The sequence below is a fragment of the Actinomadura pelletieri DSM 43383 genome, from assembly GCF_003634705.1.
Lineage (GTDB): Bacteria > Actinomycetota > Actinomycetes > Streptosporangiales > Streptosporangiaceae > Spirillospora > Spirillospora pelletieri.
Genome location: NZ_RBWU01000003.1, coordinates 420316 through 438235 on the forward strand (window position 1 = coordinate 420316; position 17920 = coordinate 438235).

Sequence of the window (17920 nt, forward strand, 5' to 3'; positions counted from 1 at the left end):
AAAGTGCGAGAGACGTCTATTGCAATGCCGTGTTGATGGCGGCGCGGGTCGCCCGCTCCGTTACGCGGTCCGTTACCCGGTCCGCCGCATGTCGGTTACACGCGTCTAAGCGCGGCGGCCATGGCGGCGGCCGCGGCGCCGGGGTCGGGCGCCCCGGTGATCGGACGGCCGATGACCAGGAGGTCGGCACCGGCGGACAGCGCCTCCTCGGGGGTGGCCACGCGGGCCTGGTCCTGGGTGTCGGCGCCCGCCGGACGGACGCCGGGGGTGATGAGGGTGACCTCCGGGCCCACCTCGGCACGGACGGCCGTGACCTCCCGCGGCGAGCAGACCAGGGCCCGCGCGCCCGCGTCGACGGCCAGGACCGCCAGCCGCCGGACGGCGTCGGGCGCCGGCCCCGCGATGCCGAGGGCGGCCAGATCGGCCGCACCGAGCGATGTCAGGACCGTCACGGCGGCGATCTTCGCGTCGGGCACGGCGTCGACGGCGGCGCGGATCATGGCGGGGCCGCCCGCGGCGTGCACGGTGAGGTAGGTCGGCTTGAGGCGGGCGACGGCGCGGGCGGCGCCCCGGACGGTCGCGGGGATGTCGTGCAGCTTGAGGTCCAGGAAGACCTGGACGCCGCTGGCGCCCCGGACGCTGGCGACCACGTCAGGCCCGTACCGCAGGTAGAGCTCCAGGCCGACCTTGACGGTCGAGACGTGCGGGGTGACCTGGGTGGCCCAGCGCGCGGCCGTCTCCAGGTCGGGTGCGTCCAGGGCGACGGCGATGGGGGCGGCGATGGGGGCGGTCACAGTCTCTCCTCCGCGGGTTCTTCGGGGCGCACCTGCGGCGGGACGTACCCGGCGGGCTTGTGCGCGAGGCCCACGGCGTCGGCGAGGCGGCCGATGCGGCGGGCCGCGAGGGCCTCGTCCAGTTCCCGCAGGACGCGGGGACCGGCGGTGGGGTCGTGGAAGACGGCGGTGCCGACCGCGACGGCGGACGCCCCGGCGAGGACGAACTCCAGCGCGTCCAGGCCGGTGGCGACACCGCCGACGCCGATGATGGGCGTGCTCGGCAGCGCGGCGTGCACCTGGTAGACGCAGCGGACCGCGACGGGCCGCACGGCGGGCCCGGACAGGCCGCCCGACACGCCGCTCAGCGCGGGCCGGAGCGTCTTCGGGTCGATCGCCATGCCCTCCATGGTGTTGATCAGGGTGAGGCCGTCGGCGCCCGCGTCGACGCAGGCCAGGGCGATGGTGACGATGTCGGTCACATCGGGCGCGAGCTTGGCGAAGATCGGTGTGCCGGGCCGGGCGTGGTCGCGGACGGCGCGCACGACGGACGCGGCGGCGGTCGGATGCCAGGCGAACACCCGGCCGCGGTCCTCGACGTTCGGGCAGGCGATGTTGACCTCGATCGCGGCGACCCCGGGGACGTGCCGGAGGCGGCGCGCCAGCTCGCCGTACTCCTCGACGCTGTTGCCCGCCACGGACACGATCGTGCGGACGTCGTGCTCGATGAGCCACGGCAGGTCGTGTTCGAGGAACGTCTCGATCCCCGGGCCCGGTAGGCCCATTGCGGTCAGCAAACCGCTGGGGGTTTCGGTCACGCGTGGAGTGGGGCGTCCGGCCCGCGGCCGGGCCATGACGGAGGTGGTGACGAACGCGCCGAGCCGGGTGAGTTCGAAGAACTGGGCGAGTTCGCGGCCCGTCCCGCCGCACCCGGACGCCGTCATGACGGGATTGGGCAGCTCCAGGGGCCCGAGTACGGTGCCGAGCCGGTCGCTCACAGGGAGCCCCCCTCGGAGACGCTCAGGACGCGCGGCGCGCCCAGCGCGTCGAACGGGATGGTGCCGAGGTCGCCCCAACGGACGAGGTCGCCGCGCAGGACGGGCCCGTCCGCGCACGCCCGGACCATCCGGGTCACACCGTCCTCGCCGTGCACGGGCAGCATGCAGGTCATGCACACGCCGATGCCGCACGCGCCCGTCCGCTGGAGGAACTCCTCGACCGACACCTGGGACGGCAGTCCGAAGTCGGTGGCGATCTGGGTGACCGAGCGCAGCAGCGTCGTGGGGCCGCAGCCGTAGACGACGTCCGCGCCGATCTCCTCGATGACGCGGGGCAGGACGTCCCGGACGGTGCCCTTCTCGCCCATGGACCCGTCGTCGGTGGCGACGGTGGAGCTGTCGCCGATGCGGTGCGCCATCCGGGACCCGAACACCTGCTTGGCGGACGGCCCCGCGAGCACGAAGTGCACCTGGCAGCCGCGCCGCAGCAGCGTGTCGGCGAGCGCGAACACGGCCGCGCCGCCGGGGCCGCCGCCGACGAGGAGACAGGTGACCGGATCGCGGGGCAGGCGGAACGGGCGTCCGAGCGGCCCGACAAGGTCGATCTGGTCGCGGGAACGGCGTCCCGCGAGCCAGGCGGTGCCCGGTTCGGTGTCGGCGAACACCAGCTCGACGGTGCCGCCGTAGTCGGACTTGACCTCGTACACCCCGAAGCAGCGGCGGACCAGCCGGGCCGTGTGCTCACCGCCCACGGCGAGCGCCACGAACTGGCCCGGCCTGAACCGTTCGGCGATGGCCGGGGCCACCAGCGTCACCGCGTGGTAGTCCTGCACCTGGCGGACCGTCAGTACCGTCGCCGACGTCTGCACCGGTGTGTCGGACACCCGTCTCCCTCTCGTCGTCGCGTGCGCCGTCCCGGTCCGGCTACCGTCCGCCCGTGCGACCGTGCGCGCCGCTGAGCCGTTCGGCGTGCTCCTGGAGGGAGCGGACGCCGACCTGGCCCCCGGCGACGGCCTCGATGCCCTGGACGGCCGCCGCGAGGCCCTGCACGGTCGTCACGCACGGCACGCCCCGCAGCACGGCCGCGGTACGGATCTCGTACCCGTCGAGCCGCGGCCCCGACTGGCCGGGGCTGCCGAAGGGGGTGTTGACGATGAGATCGACCTCGCCGTCGAGGACGCGCCGCACGATCGTGGGCTCGCCGGACGGGCCCGGACCTTCGCTGTGCTTGCGCACGATCTTGGCACGCACGCCGTTGCGGCGCAGGACCTCGGCGGTCCCTTCCGTGGCAAGAATCTCAAAGCCCAGGTCAGCGAGGCGCTTCACGGGGAACACCATGTGCCGTTTGTCGCGGTTGGCGACGGAGACGAACACGCGTCCCTTCGTCGGCAGCGACCCGCCGTAGGCGGCCTGCTGCGACTTGGCGAACGCGGTCCCGAACACCTCGTCGATGCCCATGACCTCGCCGGTGGAGCGCATCTCGGGGCCGAGGACGATGTCGACGCCCTGGCCGCTCTCGTTGCGGAACCGGTCGAACGGCAGGACGGCCTCCTTCACCGCGATCGGCGCGTCCAGCGGCAGGGTCCCGCCGTCGCCCGCCGCCGGGAGCATCCCCTCGGCGCGCAGTTGCGCGATCGTGGCGCCCATCATGACGCGGGCGGCGGCCTTGGCCAGCGGCACGGCCGTCGCCTTCGACACGAACGGCACGGTGCGGGACGCCCGCGGGTTGGCCTCCAGCACGTACAGGACGCCCGCGGAGAGCGCGTACTGGACGTTCATCAGGCCCCGGACGCCGACGCCGCGCGCGAGGGCCTCCGTCGACTCCCGGATCCGGCGGACGTCGTCGTGCCCGAGGGTGATCGGCGGCAGGGCGCACGCCGAGTCGCCGGAGTGGATGCCGGCCTCCTCGATGTGCTCCATGACGCCGCCGAGGTACAGCTCCTCGCCGTCGAACAGGGCGTCCACGTCGATCTCGATCGCCTCGTCCAGGAACCGGTCGACGAGGACCGGATGCTCCGGGCTGGCCTCGGTGGCCCGGGTCATGTACGCGTCCAGCGTGGCGTCGTCGTACACGATCTCCATGCCGCGCCCGCCGAGCACGTAGGACGGCCGCACGAGCACCGGGTAGCCGATCTCGGCGGCGATCTCCCGGGCCTCCTCGTAGGACGTGGCGGTGCCGTGCTTGGGCGCGAGCAGCCCCGCCCGGTGCAGGACGCGTCCGAACGCGCCGCGCTCCTCGGCGAGGTGGATGCTCTCCGGCGAGGTGCCCACGATCGGGACGCCGGCGTCCTTGAGCTTCTGCGCGAGCCCGAGCGGCGTCTGCCCGCCGAGCTGGACGATGACGCCCGCGACCTCCCCGGACTGCTGTTCCGCGTGGACGACCTCCAGGACGTCCTCCAGCGTGAGGGGCTCGAAGTAGAGCCGGTCGGAGGTGTCGTAGTCCGTGGAGACCGTCTCGGGGTTGCAGTTGACCATCACGGTCTCGTAGCCGGCCTCGGCCAACGTGAACGAGGCGTGCACGCACGAGTAGTCGAACTCGACGCCCTGACCGATGCGGTTGGGTCCGCTGCCGAGGATCAGCACCTTCGGCTTGGTGCCCGGCGGCACCTCGGTCTCCTCGTCGTACGCGGAGTACAGGTACGGGGTCTGCGCGGCGAACTCGGCGGCGCAGGTGTCGACCGTCAGGTAGACGGGCCGGACGCCGAGCGCGTGTCGCACCTCCCTGACGACCTCCTCCGAGAGCCCGCGGAGCTCGCCGATCTGCGCGTCGGAGAACCCGTGCCGCTTGGCGCGAAGGAGCTTCTCCTTCGTGAGCGCGTCGTCGGAGGTGCGGATGTCGTCGGCGACCTCGTTGATGGCGACGATCTGGTCGAGGAACCAGGGGTCGATGCCGGTGGCCTCGTACAGTTCCTGGATGCTCGCCCCCGCCCAGAGCGCGCGCTGGACGTCCTTGAGCCGTCCGTCGTGCGGGCGCCTGGCCGACTCGACCAGCTCGGCGGCGTCGGGCTCACCCGTCCAGGAGAACGACGTGCCCTTCTGTTCGAGCGAACGCAGCGCCTTCTGCAGGGCCTCGGTGAAGCAGCGTCCGATGGCCATGGCCTCGCCGACGGACTTCATGTGCGTGGTGAGCGTGCCGTCGGCGCCGGGGAACTTCTCGAACGCGAACCGCGGCACCTTCACGACCACGTAGTCGAGCGTGGGCTCGAACGACGCGGGCGTCTCGCGGGTGATGTCGTTCGGGATCTCGTCGAGGGTGTACCCGATCGCCAGCCTCGCCGCGATCTTGGCGATGGGGAAGCCGGTGGCCTTGGACGCCAGCGCCGACGACCGCGACACCCGCGGGTTCATCTCGATGACGATCATCCGGCCGGTGCCGGGGTGCACGGCGAACTGGATGTTGCAGCCGCCGGTGTCGACGCCGACCTCGCGGATCACGGCGATCGCGACGTCCCGCATGTTCTGGTACTCGCGGTCGGTCAGCGTCAGCGCGGGCGCGACCGTGATCGAGTCGCCGGTGTGCACGCCCATCGGGTCGAGGTTCTCGATCGAGCACACGATCACCACGTTGTCGTGGCGGTCGCGCATGACCTCCAGCTCGTACTCCTTCCAGCCGAGGATCGACTCCTCCAGGAGCACCTCGCTGGTCGGGGACGCGTCGAGCCCGGCCCCGGCGATGCGGCGCAGGTCGTCCTCGTCGTGCGCGAACCCGGACCCGGCGCCGCCCATCGTGAACGACGGCCGCACCACGACCGGGTAGCCGAGGGTGCCGGCGGCGGCGAGGCACTCGTCCATCGAGTGGCAGATCACCGACCGCGCGGACTCGGCGTTCAGGCCCCGCTCCCGCGCGACCTTGGCGACGACCTCCTTGAACTTCTCCCGGTTCTCCCCCGCCTGGATCGCGTCGACGTCGGCGCCGATCAGCTCGACGCCGTACCTCTCCAGGACGCCGCTCTCGTAGAGGGCGATGGCGGTGTTGAGGGCCGTCTGCCCGCCGAGGGTGGGCAGCAGCGCGTCCGGCCGCTCCTTCGCGATGATCTTCTCGACGACCTCGGGCGTGATCGGCTCGACATAGGTGGCGTCGGCGAACTCCGGGTCGGTCATGATCGTGGCCGGGTTGCTGTTGACCAGCGTCACCCGCAGCCCCTCGGCCTTGAGGACCCGGCACGCCTGCGTGCCGGAGTAGTCGAACTCGCACGCCTGGCCGATGACGATCGGTCCGGAACCGATGACCAGGACGGATTTCAGGTCTGCACGGCGCGGCATTACCTCCGGCCCTCCATCAGCTCGCAGAAGCGGTCGAAGAGCCCGGACGCGTCATGCGGGCCCGCCGCGGCCTCCGGGTGGTACTGGACGCTGAACGCCGGCCGCTCCAGCAGCCTCAGCCCCTCCACGCACCCGTCGTTCAGGTTGACGTGGCTGACCTCGGCGAGGCCGAAGGGGGTGTCGAACGGGCCGTCGGTGGGGGCGTCCACGGCGAAACCGTGGTTGTGGGCCGACACGTCGACCTTGCCGGTCGTCCGGTCCTGGACGGGCTGGTTGATGCCCCGGTGTCCGAACCTCAGCTTGTACGTCCCGAGTCCGAGCGCGCGGCCGAAGATCTGGTTGCCGAAGCAGATCCCGAAGAACGGGGTGCCGGTGTCGAGGACGCCTCTCAGCGCGTCCACGGCGTAGTCGGCCGCGGCGGGGTCGCCGGGGCCGTTGGAGAAGAACACGCCGTCCGGGTTCAGGGCGAGGATGTCCTCGGTGGTGCTGGTCGCCGGGAGGACGTGCACCTCGCAGCCCCGCTCGGACATCCGGTAGGGCGTCATCGCCTTGATGCCCAGGTCGACGGCGGCGACGGTGTGGCGCTTGGCGCCCTTGGCGTGGACGACGTACGGCTCCGTGGTGGAGACGTCCCGTGCCAGGTCGGCGCCCTCCATCGACGGGCTCTGCCGCACGCGCTCCAGCAGGGCGTCCTCGCCGGGGGCGACGGCCGCGGTGCCGCTGAAGATGGCCGCGCGCATCGCGCCACGGTCGCGCAGGTGCCGCGTCAGCGCGCGCGTGCCGGGAATGGCGATGCCCACCACGCCCTGGTCGCGCAGCGCCGACCCCAGCGAGCCGGTGGCCCGCCAGTTGGACGCCACCCGGGCGGGCTCGCGCACCACGTAACCGGCCACCTGGATGCGGCCGGACTCCGGGTCCTCGTCGTTCACGCCGGTGTTGCCGATGTGGGGGGACGTCATCGCCACGATCTGGCGGGCGTAGGAGGGGTCGGTGAGGGTCTCCTGGTAGCCGGTCATCCCGGTGTTGAAGACCATCTCGCCGAAGGTCTCCCCTTCGGCGCCGTACGCGACCCCGTGGAAGACCCTGCCGTCTTCCAGGACGAGCAGTGCAGGGTTCACTGGAGCTTCCCTTCGAGGACGGTCGGCTTACCGCGCAGGAACGTCGCGACGACCCGTCCGGGCAGCTCCAGCCCCGCGAACGGGGTGTTGCGGCTCTTGGACGTCATCGCGGACGGGTCCACATTGCGGCGCGGCGACGGGTCGTACAGCGTGATGTTGGCGGGTGATCCAGCCTCCAGCGGAAGGCCCTGTCCGGCGGGCCCGTACCCGGACAGGCGGCCGATGCGCGCGGGCCGTACCGACATGCGGTCGGCGACCCCCGCCCAGTCGAGCAGGCCCGTCTCGACCATGGCCTCCTGCACCACCGGCAGCGCCGTCTCCAGGCCGATCATGCCCATCGCGGCGACGGCCCACTCGGTCTCCTTCGCCTCCACCGGATGGGGGGCGTGGTCGGTGGCGACGCAGTCGATCGTGCCGTCCGCGAGGGCGTGCCGCAGCGCGGTGACGTCGTCGGCGGTGCGCAGCGGCGGGTTCACCTTGAAGATCGGGTCGTAGGTTCCGGCGCGGCCGTCGTCCAGCAGCAGGTGATGCGGGGTGACCTCGGCGGTCACCGGGCAGCCCTTGCTCTTGGCCCAGCGGATGATCTCCACCGAGCCGGCCGTGGACACATGGCACACGTGCAGCCGGGATCCGACGTGCTGGGCGAGCAGCACGTCCCGGGCGATGATCGCCTCCTCGGCGACCGCGGGCCAGCCGCGCAGGCCGAGCGCAGCCGACATCTCGCCCTCGTTCATCTGCGCGCCCTCGGTGAGCCGCGGCTCCTGCGCGTGCTGGGCCACGACCCCGTCGAACGCCTTCACGTACTCCAGCGCCCGGCGCATGATGACCGCGTCCGACACGCAGTGCCCGTCGTCGGAGAAGACCCGGACCCGCGCGGCGGAGTCGGCCATCGCGCCCAGCTCGGCGAGCTGCTCCCCGGCGATGCCGCGCGTGACCGCCCCGACGGGCTGCACGTCGCAGTACCCGGCCTCGCGTCCGAGCCGCCACACCTGCTCGACCACGCCCGCGGTGTCGGCGACCGGGTCGGTGTTGGCCATCGCGTGGACGGCGGTGTACCCGCCCATCGCGGCGGCCTTCGTCCCGGACTCGACGGTCTCGGCGTCCTCGCGTCCCGGCTCCCGCAGATGGGTGTGCAGGTCGACGAGCCCCGGCAGCGCGACGAGCCCGTCGGCGTCGACGGTCTGCGCGCCGGCCGCGTCCAGGCCCGACCCCACCTCGACGATGGAACCGTCCCGGACCAGGATGTCGGCGGCCCGTCCACCGAGAAGCCGTGCGCCCTTGATGAGAAGGGTCACTGGGAGACCTCCTTGCCGATGGCGGGCTCGGAACCCCCGAGCAGCAGGTACAGGACGGCCATGCGCGCGCTGACGCCGTTGGCGACCTGCTCGACGATCGTGGAACGGACGGAGTCGGCCACCTCGGCGGCGATCTCGACACCGCGGTTCATCGGGCCGGGATGCATGACGATGGCGTGCTCGGGCAGCTCCGCCATGCGTTCGGCGTCCAGCCCGTACCTGCGGCTGTACTCGCGGACGGTCGGGAAGTACGCGGCGTTCATCCGCTCCTGCTGGACGCGCAGCATCATGATGACGTCGCTCTTCGGCAGCACCGCGTCCAGGTCGTACGACACCGAGCACGGCCAGGTGTCGATCGCGACGGGCAGCAGCGTCGGCGGCGCGACCACCGTGACGTCGGCGCCGAGCGTGTCGAGCAGCAGGACGTTGGATCGTGCCACGCGACTGTGCAGGACGTCGCCGACGATGGTGACCTTTCTGCCCTCCAGGTCACCGAGCCGCTTGCGCATGGTGAACGCGTCCAGGAGCGCCTGCGTCGGGTGCTCGTGGGTGCCGTCACCGGCGTTGACGACGCTGCCCCGCACCCATCCGGCGAGGCGGTGCGGCGCCCCGGACGCGCCGTGCCGGATGACGACGCCGTCCGCGCCCATCGCCTCCAGGGTGAGCGCGGTGTCCTTCAGGCTCTCGCCCTTGGACACGCTCGAGCCCTTGGCGGAGAAGTTGATGACGTCGGCGGACAGCCTCTTGGCCGCGGCCTCGAACGAGATGCGGGTACGGGTGGAGTCCTCGAAGAACAGGTTGACGACCGTGCGGCCGCGCAGCGTCGGCAGCTTCTTCACGGCCCGGCCCGCGATCTGCGCGAGCTCCTCGGCCGTGTCGAGGACGAGCAGCGCGTCGTCCCGGCTCAGGTCGGCGGCGGAGATCAGATGGCGGTTCATTCAGCGCCCCCCGTCGGGCCGAGCAGCACGGCGTCGCGCCCGTCGTTCTCGTCCAGGAGGACCTTCACGGTCTCCCGCATCGAGGTCGGCAGGTTCTTGCCCACGTAGTCGGGCCGGATCGGCAGCTGCCGGTGCCCGCGGTCGACGAGCACGGCCAACTGCACCGCACGGGGCCGCCCGAGGTCGTTCAGCGCGTCCAGCGCCGCACGGACCGTCCGCCCGGAGAACAGCACGTCGTCGACGAGGACGACGACCCGGTCGTCCACGCCGTCCGGGGGCAGCTCGGTGCGTCCCAGCGCGCGGGCGGGCCGCAGCCGCAGATCGTCCCGGTACATGGTCACGTCGAGCGAGCCCCAGGGCACCGGGCGGCCCTCGACCTCGCGCAGCGCCTCCGCCAGCCGCTCGGCCAGCGTCACGCCGCGGGTCTGGATGCCGAGCAGCAGGACGTCGTGACCGCCCTTGGTCCGCTCGAGGATCTCGTGTGCGATTCGGGTCAACGCGCGCCTGATATCGGGACCCTCCAGAACGGCCTTCGACCGGGGGTCACCGTCCGCCACGCGCGCTCCCGCGGGCCTTTCCGGCCCGGAGGCAGCATGCACCGCCCAAACCTCCTTTCCCGCCTCACAGGACGGGTCTTAAAGGACGTCTCGTCTTCCTCACCGTAGCAGCACGACCACACCGAACCGACCCCCACCTGGCACATCTGCGCAGGTGAGAGCCGTCACAGCGGCCATGACCTGGGAACCGGCCCCGGTCGCACCGCACCACCCCCGCCCGGGTTCCGGACGATCCGAACCGCCCACATCAAGTCCTGCGGATTCGACCGCTTTTTTCCAATCAGCTTGACCTAGGGCCGTCCCCGTTTTACCGTCACTGTCCGTAACCATCCCTGGGGGCGGACTCCCGAGGCCGGACGGCCTCTCGAATCAGTCCCCCTCCGGCGACCGCCGGAGTCCGACGACGATGAAAGCGAGCCTGGGGGGCCAAGAATGCCGTCTGAATACGCTAAGGCTCTCGGTGCGCGCCTGCGCGCCATCCGCACCCAGCAGGGCCTGTCCCTGCACGGCGTGGAAGAGAAGTCCCGTGGCCGCTGGAAGGCCGTCGTCGTGGGTTCGTACGAGCGGGGCGACCGCGCCGTCACCGTTCAGAAGCTGGCCGAGCTCGCCGATTTCTATGGCGTGCCGGTTTCCGAGTTGCTGCCCGGCGGAGCCGCGCCGAGCCCGCTCGGGCCTACACCCAAGCTCGTGATCGATCTAGAGCGGTTGCAGCAGCTTCCGAAAGACAAGGCCGGTCCTCTCGCCCGCTACGCCGCGACGATTCAAAGCCAGCGAGGCGACTACAACGGAAAGGTCCTGTCCATCCGTCAGGAAGACCTGCGTTCACTCGCGGTCATCTATGACAAGTCCCCGACCGAACTCACCGAGGAACTGATCGGCTGGGGCGTCCTGGACCCGGAGGCGCGCCGCGCCGTCGAGTCCTTCTAACCCGCACCACCACGAAACGGAGCCCGGCCCCAACCGGGCTCCGTTCCGCATACAGGCCCCCCAACCCCTCCCCCACGTGGCACAGCCCGCCCCTCCCACACGCTCTCCCCACCCGTACCGAACAGCCGGGCCTCCTCCGCGCACAGTCCCTCCGCAGGCGGTTCTCCGTACGTCAGCCCTTCGTAGGCCTCCCGCTGACCTCACGGCCACGCTGGCGTTCACTCCGGGCCGCCGTGGTCCGGCTTCTGGCGTGTCGCGTGCCACCAGCGTCGGTCGGGTGGACGTCGTCGTATCGCATCGGATGCGAACAGCACGGTCGGCAAACGCTCGGTAGCAGGGCCCGGGAATCCGCGTGTGCGCAGCAGCTCAAGTTCAGCAACCGGCCCGTGATGCCTGGCCAGAATGCTCCACGACCGCTCGGCAGGGTCAGTACTCCCGGCGGCCGTGCCACGCTGGCCACCGCGCGGACCGTGGACTGCTCGCCGAGCAAGGTGGGGAAGACCAGCTCGGCCGCCTGCAGGGCCCTCGCCGCCGCATTTGCGTGCGCCTCGCCCGCCGCCATGGCCGCTGGTGGCGGGTCCGGTGGGGGATCGCGCCGGTGGGCCGGGCCGGGGGGTCGGTGGGCGCCGCCGGCGCGATCGTTCGGGCGCCGGAGGCCGGGGGCCGCGCGTGTGGCGGCGGCTGGAGCCCGGCCTCCGGCGGGGCCGGCCCGGGGAGGAGGGGACGGCCTTGGGAGAGGTCAGCTGGCCTCCGGGACGGGGAGGGTGGGTTGGCCGGGGATGCCGAGGGTGTCCTCGACGAGGGTGACGAAGACGTCGGCGTCGTGGAGGAGTTCCTCGGCCTCGCGCGGGGTGACGGCGCGTGGGAGGCCCGCCTCGGCGGCGGCGCGTTTGTCGGCGCCGGCGGCGAAGAAGGCGGCCCATTCGCGTAGCGCGGGCTCGGCCTCGGGGAGCAGGACCCAGACGCTGCGGGGGCGGCCGCGGCGGTGGGTCTCCAGGGGTTCCTTGGCCGCCAGCACGGCGGCCGCGGCACGCAGCGCGGCCAGGTGGGCGCAGACGTAGCGGACCGCGGGCGAGGTCGCCTCGGCGGCCTCGGCGAGGCCCATGCGGGCGGCGTGGAGCTGGCCCTCGGCGGTGTGCGTCGGGCGGGGTGCGGGCATCGGACGGCGGCGTGGGCTCGGTGACACCGACTGGGTGGCGGAGTGGATTCCCCGCGCGGTCCTCGTGGCGGACATGGCTGCCTCCTTCCGGGCTCGGGCCGGCCGGGCGGAGAGCTTCCCCTCACTCCGCCCGGCCGTCCGTCCCGCCGAAACACCGCGACCGGCGGGGACGTCGCCCTGGCGCGAGCCGCGAGTCTCGCGCCACCTCGAACATAAGTTCGACGCATGACCAGTAAACCGCCCTGTCGGCGATTCGTCAACGTGTTCGAAGGTGTGTCTCTTCTCGCAGGTCAGAGGGTTAGCGGGGGCGTCTGACGTGCACGGGGACGTTCGTCCCGAGGAGGTCGGGAAAGTACTCGGCGATGTGCATCGGCAGCCGGACGCAGCCGTGCGAGGCGGGGTATCTGGGCACGTCCAGGGCGCCGTGGAAGGCGATGCCGCCGTTGAAGTAGACGGGGTTGTAGAGGCGCCCCAGGGGCGAGGTCTCCCAGCCGGAGAAGCGGCGTCCGGTGCGGAAGTCGCCCGTGCCGGTGACAGCGTAGCGGCAGCGGGGGACCTTCGCGCCACGGTCCTTGGCGCAGTAGTACTCGCCGGAACCCGACGAGATGTGTGTGATGAGGCGAGGACGGCCGTCCTCGTAGAGGACGAGGTACTGGCGCTTGAGGTCGACGTCCACCCGGTTCTTCTCGCGCTTCTTGGCCATCGGGCGGGGTTGTTCGGGCTGGTCGAGGGCCTTCCAGAACGACGTGTCGAGCGTGCTCTTCTGCTTCATGCCGTGGACGGCCTGGAACGCCCACACGGCCATCTGGGTGGACGGCCCGTACCTTCCGTCCACCTTGCCGGGGTCGTAGTGCAGGGTCTTGAGGCGGCGCTGGAGTTCCTCGACGTCGGCGCCCTTCGCGCCCGGCTTCAGCTTGCGTCGCGTGGGGGTGGGCGTGGCGGTGGGGGTGGGGGTCGTCGGTTTCGCGGACGGCGCCGGCGGTGGGGCCACCGTCTGGTCCGTCCCGTTGCAGGCCGTCAGGAGGACGGCGGCGGTCAGCGCGAGCGTGCCGGTGCGCACGTCGATCGGTGTCCCTCGCATGTGGTGACCTTAAAGTGCTACCCATGCATTCGAATACCGAAATCGTCGCGAAGGCCCTGTTGGCACGCGACGCGACCGGGTCCGTCGTGGAATTGCCGGACTCCGCGCGGACGGCGCAGGCCGCCGCCGAGCAGCTGGGCTGCGAGGTGGGCGCGATCGCCAACAGCCTGGTGTTCGACGCCGACGGGGCGCCGCTGCTGGTCCTGACGAGCGGCGCGCACCGGGTCGACACGACCAAGGTCGCGGCGTTGGTGGGGGCGGCGAAGGTGCGGCGGGCGTCGCCGGAGTTCGTCCGGGAGGCGACCGGGCAGCCGATCGGGGGTGTGGCGCCGCTGGGGCATCCGGCGCCGGTCCGTACGCTCGTGGACGTATGGCTGGACAAGTACGACGAGGTCTGGGCCGCCGCGGGACATCCGCACACGGTGTTCCCGACGTCGTACGAGGAGCTGCTGAGGATCACCGGGGGAACCCCGGCGGAGGTGGAGTGACATGGAGATCTGGCACAACCCGCGGTGTTCGAAGAGCCGGGCGGCGAAGGCCGCGCTGGACGAGGCGGGCGTGGCGTACACCGAGCGGCGCTACCTGGACGATCCGCCCACGGCGGAGGAGCTGGACACGGTGCTCACGCAAATCGGCGCGGAGCCGTGGGACGTGGCGCGCCTGAACGAGCCGGTCGCGAAGGAGCTCGGCCTGCGGGACCTGGAGCACGACCGGGCCCGGTGGATCGAGATCATGGCGGCGAACCCGGTGCTGATCCAGCGGCCGATCGTCCTCACCGGTGAGACCGCCGTGGTGGCGCGGGACGACGCCACGGTGCGCAGGGTCGTCGACGTCCGGTGACGCGGCGGACGCCGGAACGTCGACGATCTCCCGCGGCGGGTCGCCGCCCGGGTCTACCCTCTGTCACGTGAGGGACCCGAAACTGCGGGAGATCGACGAGCGTGCCTTCCAGCGCAGGATCGGTCCCATGCTGGACGTCTACGCCGCGGCGATGTCACCGCCGTACGAGCAGCTTCCGGGACGGCACGCCATCATGGAGCGGCACACGTCGTATCCGGGCTTCCGCGCGTTCGTGGTGGAGCGGCGCGGGACGCTGCCCGTCCGGACGGGTCCCGTCCAGGGGTTCGCGTACGGGTTCCACGGGGCGCGCGGCCAGTGGTGGCACGACGTCGTCTTCCAGGCGCTCTGCGGCGTGGGGGACGTCGACCACGCGGAGGCGTGGCTGGAGGACACCTTCGAGGTCGCCGAGCTTCACGTCCACCCGGAGTCGCAGGGCCGGGGTCTCGGCCGGGCGTTGCTGAACGCGCTGTGCGAGGGCAGGCCGGAACGCACCGTCGTGCTGTCGACGCTCGACAAGCATCCGGAGACGCCGGCCCGCGCCCTGTACCGCTCGGTCGGGATGGTGGACCTGCTGACCGACTTCGAGTTCCCCGGCGGCGGGCCCCGCTACGCGGTCATGGGCGGGACGCTGCCGCTCGCGGCGTACCCGGCGCCGTCCAGCAGCCCGTAGACCTCGCGCGTGGCCGTGGACTTGTTGAACGTGATGAAGTGGATGCCGGGCGCGTCCTGCTCGAGCAGCTCCCTGCTTAGTTCGGCGGCGTGCTCGATGCCGAGGCGGCGGACGGCGTCCGGGTCGTCCGCGACGGCGTCGAAGCGGGCCTTGACCTCGGGCGGGAACGGGGCGCCCGACAGCTGCTCGGACCGTTCGATCGTGCTGATCTGGGTGACCGGCATGATGCCGGGCAGGATCGGCACGTCGCAGCCGGCGGCGGCGACGCGGTCGCGGAGCCGGAAGTAGTCCTCGGCGCGGAAGAACATCTGGGTGATCGCGTAGTCGGCGCCCGCGCGGCACTTCTCGATGAAGAAGCGGGTGTCGCTCTCGATGTCGGGCGAGCGCGGGTGCTTGTAGGGGAAGGCGGCGACGCCGACGCAGAAGTCGCCGTAGGAGCGGATCATCCGGACGAGGTCGGAGGCGTACTCGACGCCCTCCGGGTGCTTGACCCACTCCCCCATCGGGTCGCCGGGCGGGTCGCCGCGCAGCGCGAGGACGTTGCGGACCCCGACGGCGGCGAACCGGCCGATGAGGTTGCGCAGTTCGGCCTGCGAGTGGTCGACGGCGGTGAAGTGGGCGACGGGCGTGAGCGTGGTGTCGGTCGCGATCCGTTCGACGATGTCGACGGTCTTGTCGCGGGTGCCGCCGCCCGCGCCGTAGGTCACGGACACGAACGTCGGGTGCAGGGACTCCAGCTCACGGATCGTGCGCCACAGGTTCCGGGCGCCCTTGTCGGTCTTGGGCGGGAAGAACTCGAACGAGAAGGAGGGGGCACCGGAGGCCAGCAACTCTCGGACGGCCGGGGGACGGGCTGGGCGCAGGCGTGGCATCCCCCAAGAGTACAGAAGCGGCCGCCGTCACCCGGGGCCGTCGATACGAGTGACCCTCCGCACACCGTACGGCGTTATGTCCATATTTCCGAAGTTCTAGTGACTTCTCACTTTTCTGGGGGACGGTTACATCTGCCCAGGTGGATACGATCACGACATGTCGACCAGCCGCATCCGCAAGGAGGTCGACGAGGCGCTTCTGGCCTTCGTCGACCGGCAGCGCCCCGCCCTGCTGGCCATCAGCGACGACCTCGCGCCGCTGCTGTCGGCCCTGGACGCGCTGCTGGCGGGCGGCAAGCGGCTCCGTCCCGCGTTCTGCTACTGGGGATGGCGGGCCGCGGGCTGCGACGACGGCGCCGACGGCGCCGACGTCGTCCAGGCCGCCGCGTCCCTCGAACTGCTCCAGGCGAGCGCGCTGATCCACGACGACGTGATGGACTCCAGCGACACCCGGCGCGGACAGCCGTCCGTCCACCGCAGGTTCGAGGCGCTGCACGGCGCCCAAGCCTGGCAGGGCGACGCGGAGGCGTTCGGCGCCGGTGCCGCGATCCTGCTCGGCGACCTGTGCCTGTCCTGGTCGAGCGAGATGTTCGAGACGTGCGGGCTGGGCGGCGACCGCAGGCGCCGCGCGCGGGCCGTGTACGACCTGATGCGCACCGAGGTCATGTGCGGCCAGTACCTCGACATGCTGGAGACCACGCGCGGCGAGGCGACCACCGCGACGGCGCTGCGCGTCGTGGAGTTCAAGAGCGCCAAGTACACGATCGAACGTCCGTTGCACATGGGCGCGGCGCTCGCCGGGGCCCGCCCGGACGTGACCGCCGCCCTGACCGGCTACGGCCTGCCGCTCGGCATCGCCTTCCAGCTCCGCGACGACGTCCTCGGCGTGTTCGGCGACCCCGCCGAGACCGGCAAGCCCGCGGGTGACGACCTGCGTGAGGGCAAGCGGACCGTGCTGATCGCCCTCACCCTGGAACGCGCCTCGGCGGCCCAGGCCACGGCGCTGCGCAGGCGCCTCGGCGACCCGGCCCTGGACCGTCCCGGCGTGGACGAACTGCGGTCGATCATCGAGGACACCGGCGGCCTCGCCGCGTGCGAGGCGATGATCGACCGCTATCTCGGCGAGGCGGAGCGAGCCCTGCGCGCCGCCCCGATCACCGAGGAGGCGCGCCGGGCGCTCGCCGACCTCGCGGTGGCGGCCACCACCCGGAGCACCTGAGCGAAGATCGCGGTTCCACTGCCGGGCGTCCCGGTCACGCGGTACAAATGAGGAAATCCTTCGTCCATCCCGCCCAGCCGGAGTCCCCCAGTGCCGCACGACACCTCCTGCGGGAGGATGAGCCCCCGTCCCGCGCGAACCGCAGCCGCCCGTCCCGGACGTCCCGTCGGGGCGCCCGCCGCGAGCCCCGGTCGCGCGCCCCGACGGGTCCAGGACGGCCACCCGGCCCGCGGATCCGGCGCGCGGCCCGCCGTCCCACCCGGCGCCCGCGCCCCGCTCGCCCCTGACGACCCGCGCGGCCTCGGCGGCTACACGCTGCTCGGCCGGCTCGGCGAGGGCGGCCAGGGCGTCGTCTACCTGGGCCGCGACGCCGACGGCGAACTCGTCACGGTCAAACTGCTGCGCGGCGGCGATTCGGCCGGTGAACGGGCGCACCGCAGGTTCGTCAAGGAGGCGGACGCGGCGCGGCGGGTGTCGGGACGGCACACCGCCCGCGTCCTGGACGCCGACATGACCGGCGACCGCCCGTACATCGTCTCCGAGTTCGTCGAGGGTCCGCCGCTCCAGCGCGTCGTCGAGGACCGCGGCCCGCTGCCCACGCCGAAGCTCCGCAAGCTCGCGCTGCGGACGGCGGCGGCGCTCGCCGCGATCCACCGCGCGGGGATCGTGCACCGCGACTTCAAGCCCGGCAACGTGCTGCTCGGCCCGGACGGCGCCAAGGTCATCGACTTCGGCATCGCGCGCCTGGATCTGGACGGGGACGACGCCACCCCCGTGACGACCGGCCCGGTCGGCACCCCCGCCTACATGGCGCCCGAGCAGATCGAGGACGAGCCCGTCGGCCCGCCCGCCGACGTGTTCGCGTGGGGCGCCACGCTGGTGTTCGCCGCGACGGGCCGCCCCCCGTTCGGCACCGGGCCGAGCGCGGCCGTCATGCGGCGCGTCACGTCCCGCAGCCCCGACCTCGGTGATCTGGAGGGGCCGCTGCGCGATCTCGCGGCCCGCTGTCTGGACAAGAATCCCGCCGCCCGGCCCACGGCCCCGCAGATCGTCCGGGCGCTTCGCGAAGGGCAGGGTCCGATGCCGAAGCCGCGACCGACCCGAATCCCGCGTTACCGATGGCGGATGATGGTCGCGCTCGCCGCCGTCGTCACCGGCGGCTTCGTCCTCGGCCTGCTGTTCTGACCGGCCCTGCTGTTCTGACCGGCCC

General features: G+C 72.2%; 17 protein-coding genes. 6 read left to right on the forward strand and 11 right to left on the reverse strand.

Annotation, left to right across the window (positions count from 1 at the left end; genetic code table 11):
• Nucleotides 1-95: 95 nt before the first annotated feature.
• From pyrF to pyrR, 8 genes are read right to left on the reverse strand one after another with little or no spacing between them, the layout of a single operon-like run.
• A complete protein-coding gene (gene pyrF / locus BZB76_RS15140) occupies nt 96-794 on the reverse strand; it encodes an orotidine-5'-phosphate decarboxylase (protein WP_121435006.1) in 699 nt (232 codons plus the stop codon).
• Entirely contained in the window at nt 791-1771 is a 981-nt protein-coding gene (locus tag BZB76_RS15145) for a dihydroorotate dehydrogenase (RefSeq protein WP_121435007.1), read from the reverse strand. The genes pyrF and BZB76_RS15145 overlap by 4 nt, the downstream gene beginning before the upstream one ends.
• Nucleotides 1768-2655, reverse strand: a complete 888-nt coding sequence (locus tag BZB76_RS15150) for an iron-sulfur cluster-binding protein (RefSeq protein WP_121435008.1) — start codon at nt 2653-2655, stop codon at nt 1768-1770. The genes BZB76_RS15145 and BZB76_RS15150 overlap by 4 nt, the downstream gene beginning before the upstream one ends.
• A gap of 40 nt (nt 2656-2695) precedes the next feature.
• Nucleotides 2696-6034, reverse strand: a complete 3339-nt coding sequence (gene carB, locus BZB76_RS15155; RefSeq protein ID WP_121435009.1) for a carbamoyl-phosphate synthase large subunit — start codon at nt 6032-6034, stop codon at nt 2696-2698.
• Nucleotides 6034-7152, reverse strand: a complete 1119-nt coding sequence (gene carA, locus BZB76_RS15160) for a glutamine-hydrolyzing carbamoyl-phosphate synthase small subunit (RefSeq protein WP_121435010.1) — start codon at nt 7150-7152, stop codon at nt 6034-6036. Before carA ends, carB begins: the two co-directional genes overlap by 1 nt.
• Nucleotides 7149-8447 (reverse strand): dihydroorotase, encoded by a 1299-nt coding sequence (locus BZB76_RS15165; protein WP_121435011.1) that lies wholly within the window; start codon nt 8445-8447, stop codon nt 7149-7151. The genes carA and BZB76_RS15165 overlap by 4 nt, the downstream gene beginning before the upstream one ends.
• Nucleotides 8444-9385 carry an aspartate carbamoyltransferase catalytic subunit gene (locus BZB76_RS15170; RefSeq protein ID WP_117399240.1) on the reverse strand — a complete coding sequence of 314 codons (942 nt, stop codon included), beginning with the start codon at nt 9383-9385 and terminating at the stop codon, nt 8444-8446. The genes BZB76_RS15165 and BZB76_RS15170 overlap by 4 nt, the downstream gene beginning before the upstream one ends.
• A complete protein-coding gene (gene pyrR / locus BZB76_RS15175) occupies nt 9382-9942 on the reverse strand; it encodes a bifunctional pyr operon transcriptional regulator/uracil phosphoribosyltransferase PyrR (protein WP_121435012.1) in 561 nt (186 codons plus the stop codon). Before pyrR ends, BZB76_RS15170 begins: the two co-directional genes overlap by 4 nt.
• A gap of 432 nt (nt 9943-10374) precedes the next feature.
• Between pyrR and bldD the strand changes: the two genes are divergently transcribed.
• On the forward strand, nt 10375-10869 hold the full coding sequence (bldD, locus tag BZB76_RS15180; protein ID WP_021597992.1) for a transcriptional regulator BldD: 495 nt from the start codon (nt 10375-10377) through the stop codon (nt 10867-10869).
• A gap of 739 nt (nt 10870-11608) precedes the next feature.
• Here bldD and BZB76_RS15185 read toward each other — a convergent pair.
• Nucleotides 11609-12103, reverse strand: a complete 495-nt coding sequence (locus BZB76_RS15185) for an SAV_6107 family HEPN domain-containing protein (RefSeq protein ID WP_121435013.1) — start codon at nt 12101-12103, stop codon at nt 11609-11611.
• Between the two features lie 223 nt (nt 12104-12326).
• A complete protein-coding gene (locus BZB76_RS15190) occupies nt 12327-13109 on the reverse strand; it encodes a L,D-transpeptidase family protein (protein WP_121435014.1) in 783 nt (260 codons plus the stop codon).
• 23 nt (nt 13110-13132) lie between these two features.
• On the opposite strand from BZB76_RS15190, the gene BZB76_RS15195 reads away from it, so the two are divergent.
• From BZB76_RS15195 to BZB76_RS15205, 3 genes are all read left to right on the forward strand, one after another.
• A complete protein-coding gene (locus BZB76_RS15195; protein WP_121435015.1) occupies nt 13133-13597 on the forward strand; it encodes a YbaK/EbsC family protein in 465 nt (154 codons plus the stop codon).
• A 1-nt stretch (nt 13598) separates the two neighbouring features.
• Entirely contained in the window at nt 13599-13949 is a 351-nt protein-coding gene (locus tag BZB76_RS15200; protein ID WP_121435016.1) for an arsenate reductase family protein, read from the forward strand.
• Between the two features lie 67 nt (nt 13950-14016).
• Nucleotides 14017-14619: a GNAT family N-acetyltransferase gene (locus tag BZB76_RS15205; RefSeq protein ID WP_121435017.1), complete on the forward strand. Its 603-nt coding sequence runs from the start codon at nt 14017-14019 to the stop codon at nt 14617-14619.
• Here the strand turns inward: BZB76_RS15205 and metF are convergent.
• Entirely contained in the window at nt 14556-15491 is a 936-nt protein-coding gene (gene metF, locus BZB76_RS15210) for a methylenetetrahydrofolate reductase [NAD(P)H] (protein ID WP_121435018.1), read from the reverse strand. The two genes, BZB76_RS15205 and metF, sit on opposite strands and share 64 nt — an antisense overlap.
• A gap of 157 nt (nt 15492-15648) precedes the next feature.
• On the opposite strand from metF, the gene BZB76_RS15215 reads away from it, so the two are divergent.
• On the forward strand, nt 15649-16710 hold the full coding sequence (locus BZB76_RS15215; protein WP_121435019.1) for a polyprenyl synthetase family protein: 1062 nt from the start codon (nt 15649-15651) through the stop codon (nt 16708-16710).
• A gap of 117 nt (nt 16711-16827) precedes the next feature.
• Nucleotides 16828-17895 carry a serine/threonine-protein kinase gene (locus BZB76_RS15220; protein WP_121435020.1) on the forward strand — a complete coding sequence of 356 codons (1068 nt, stop codon included), beginning with the start codon at nt 16828-16830 and terminating at the stop codon, nt 17893-17895.
• The last annotated feature ends 25 nt before the right edge of the window (nt 17896-17920 follow it).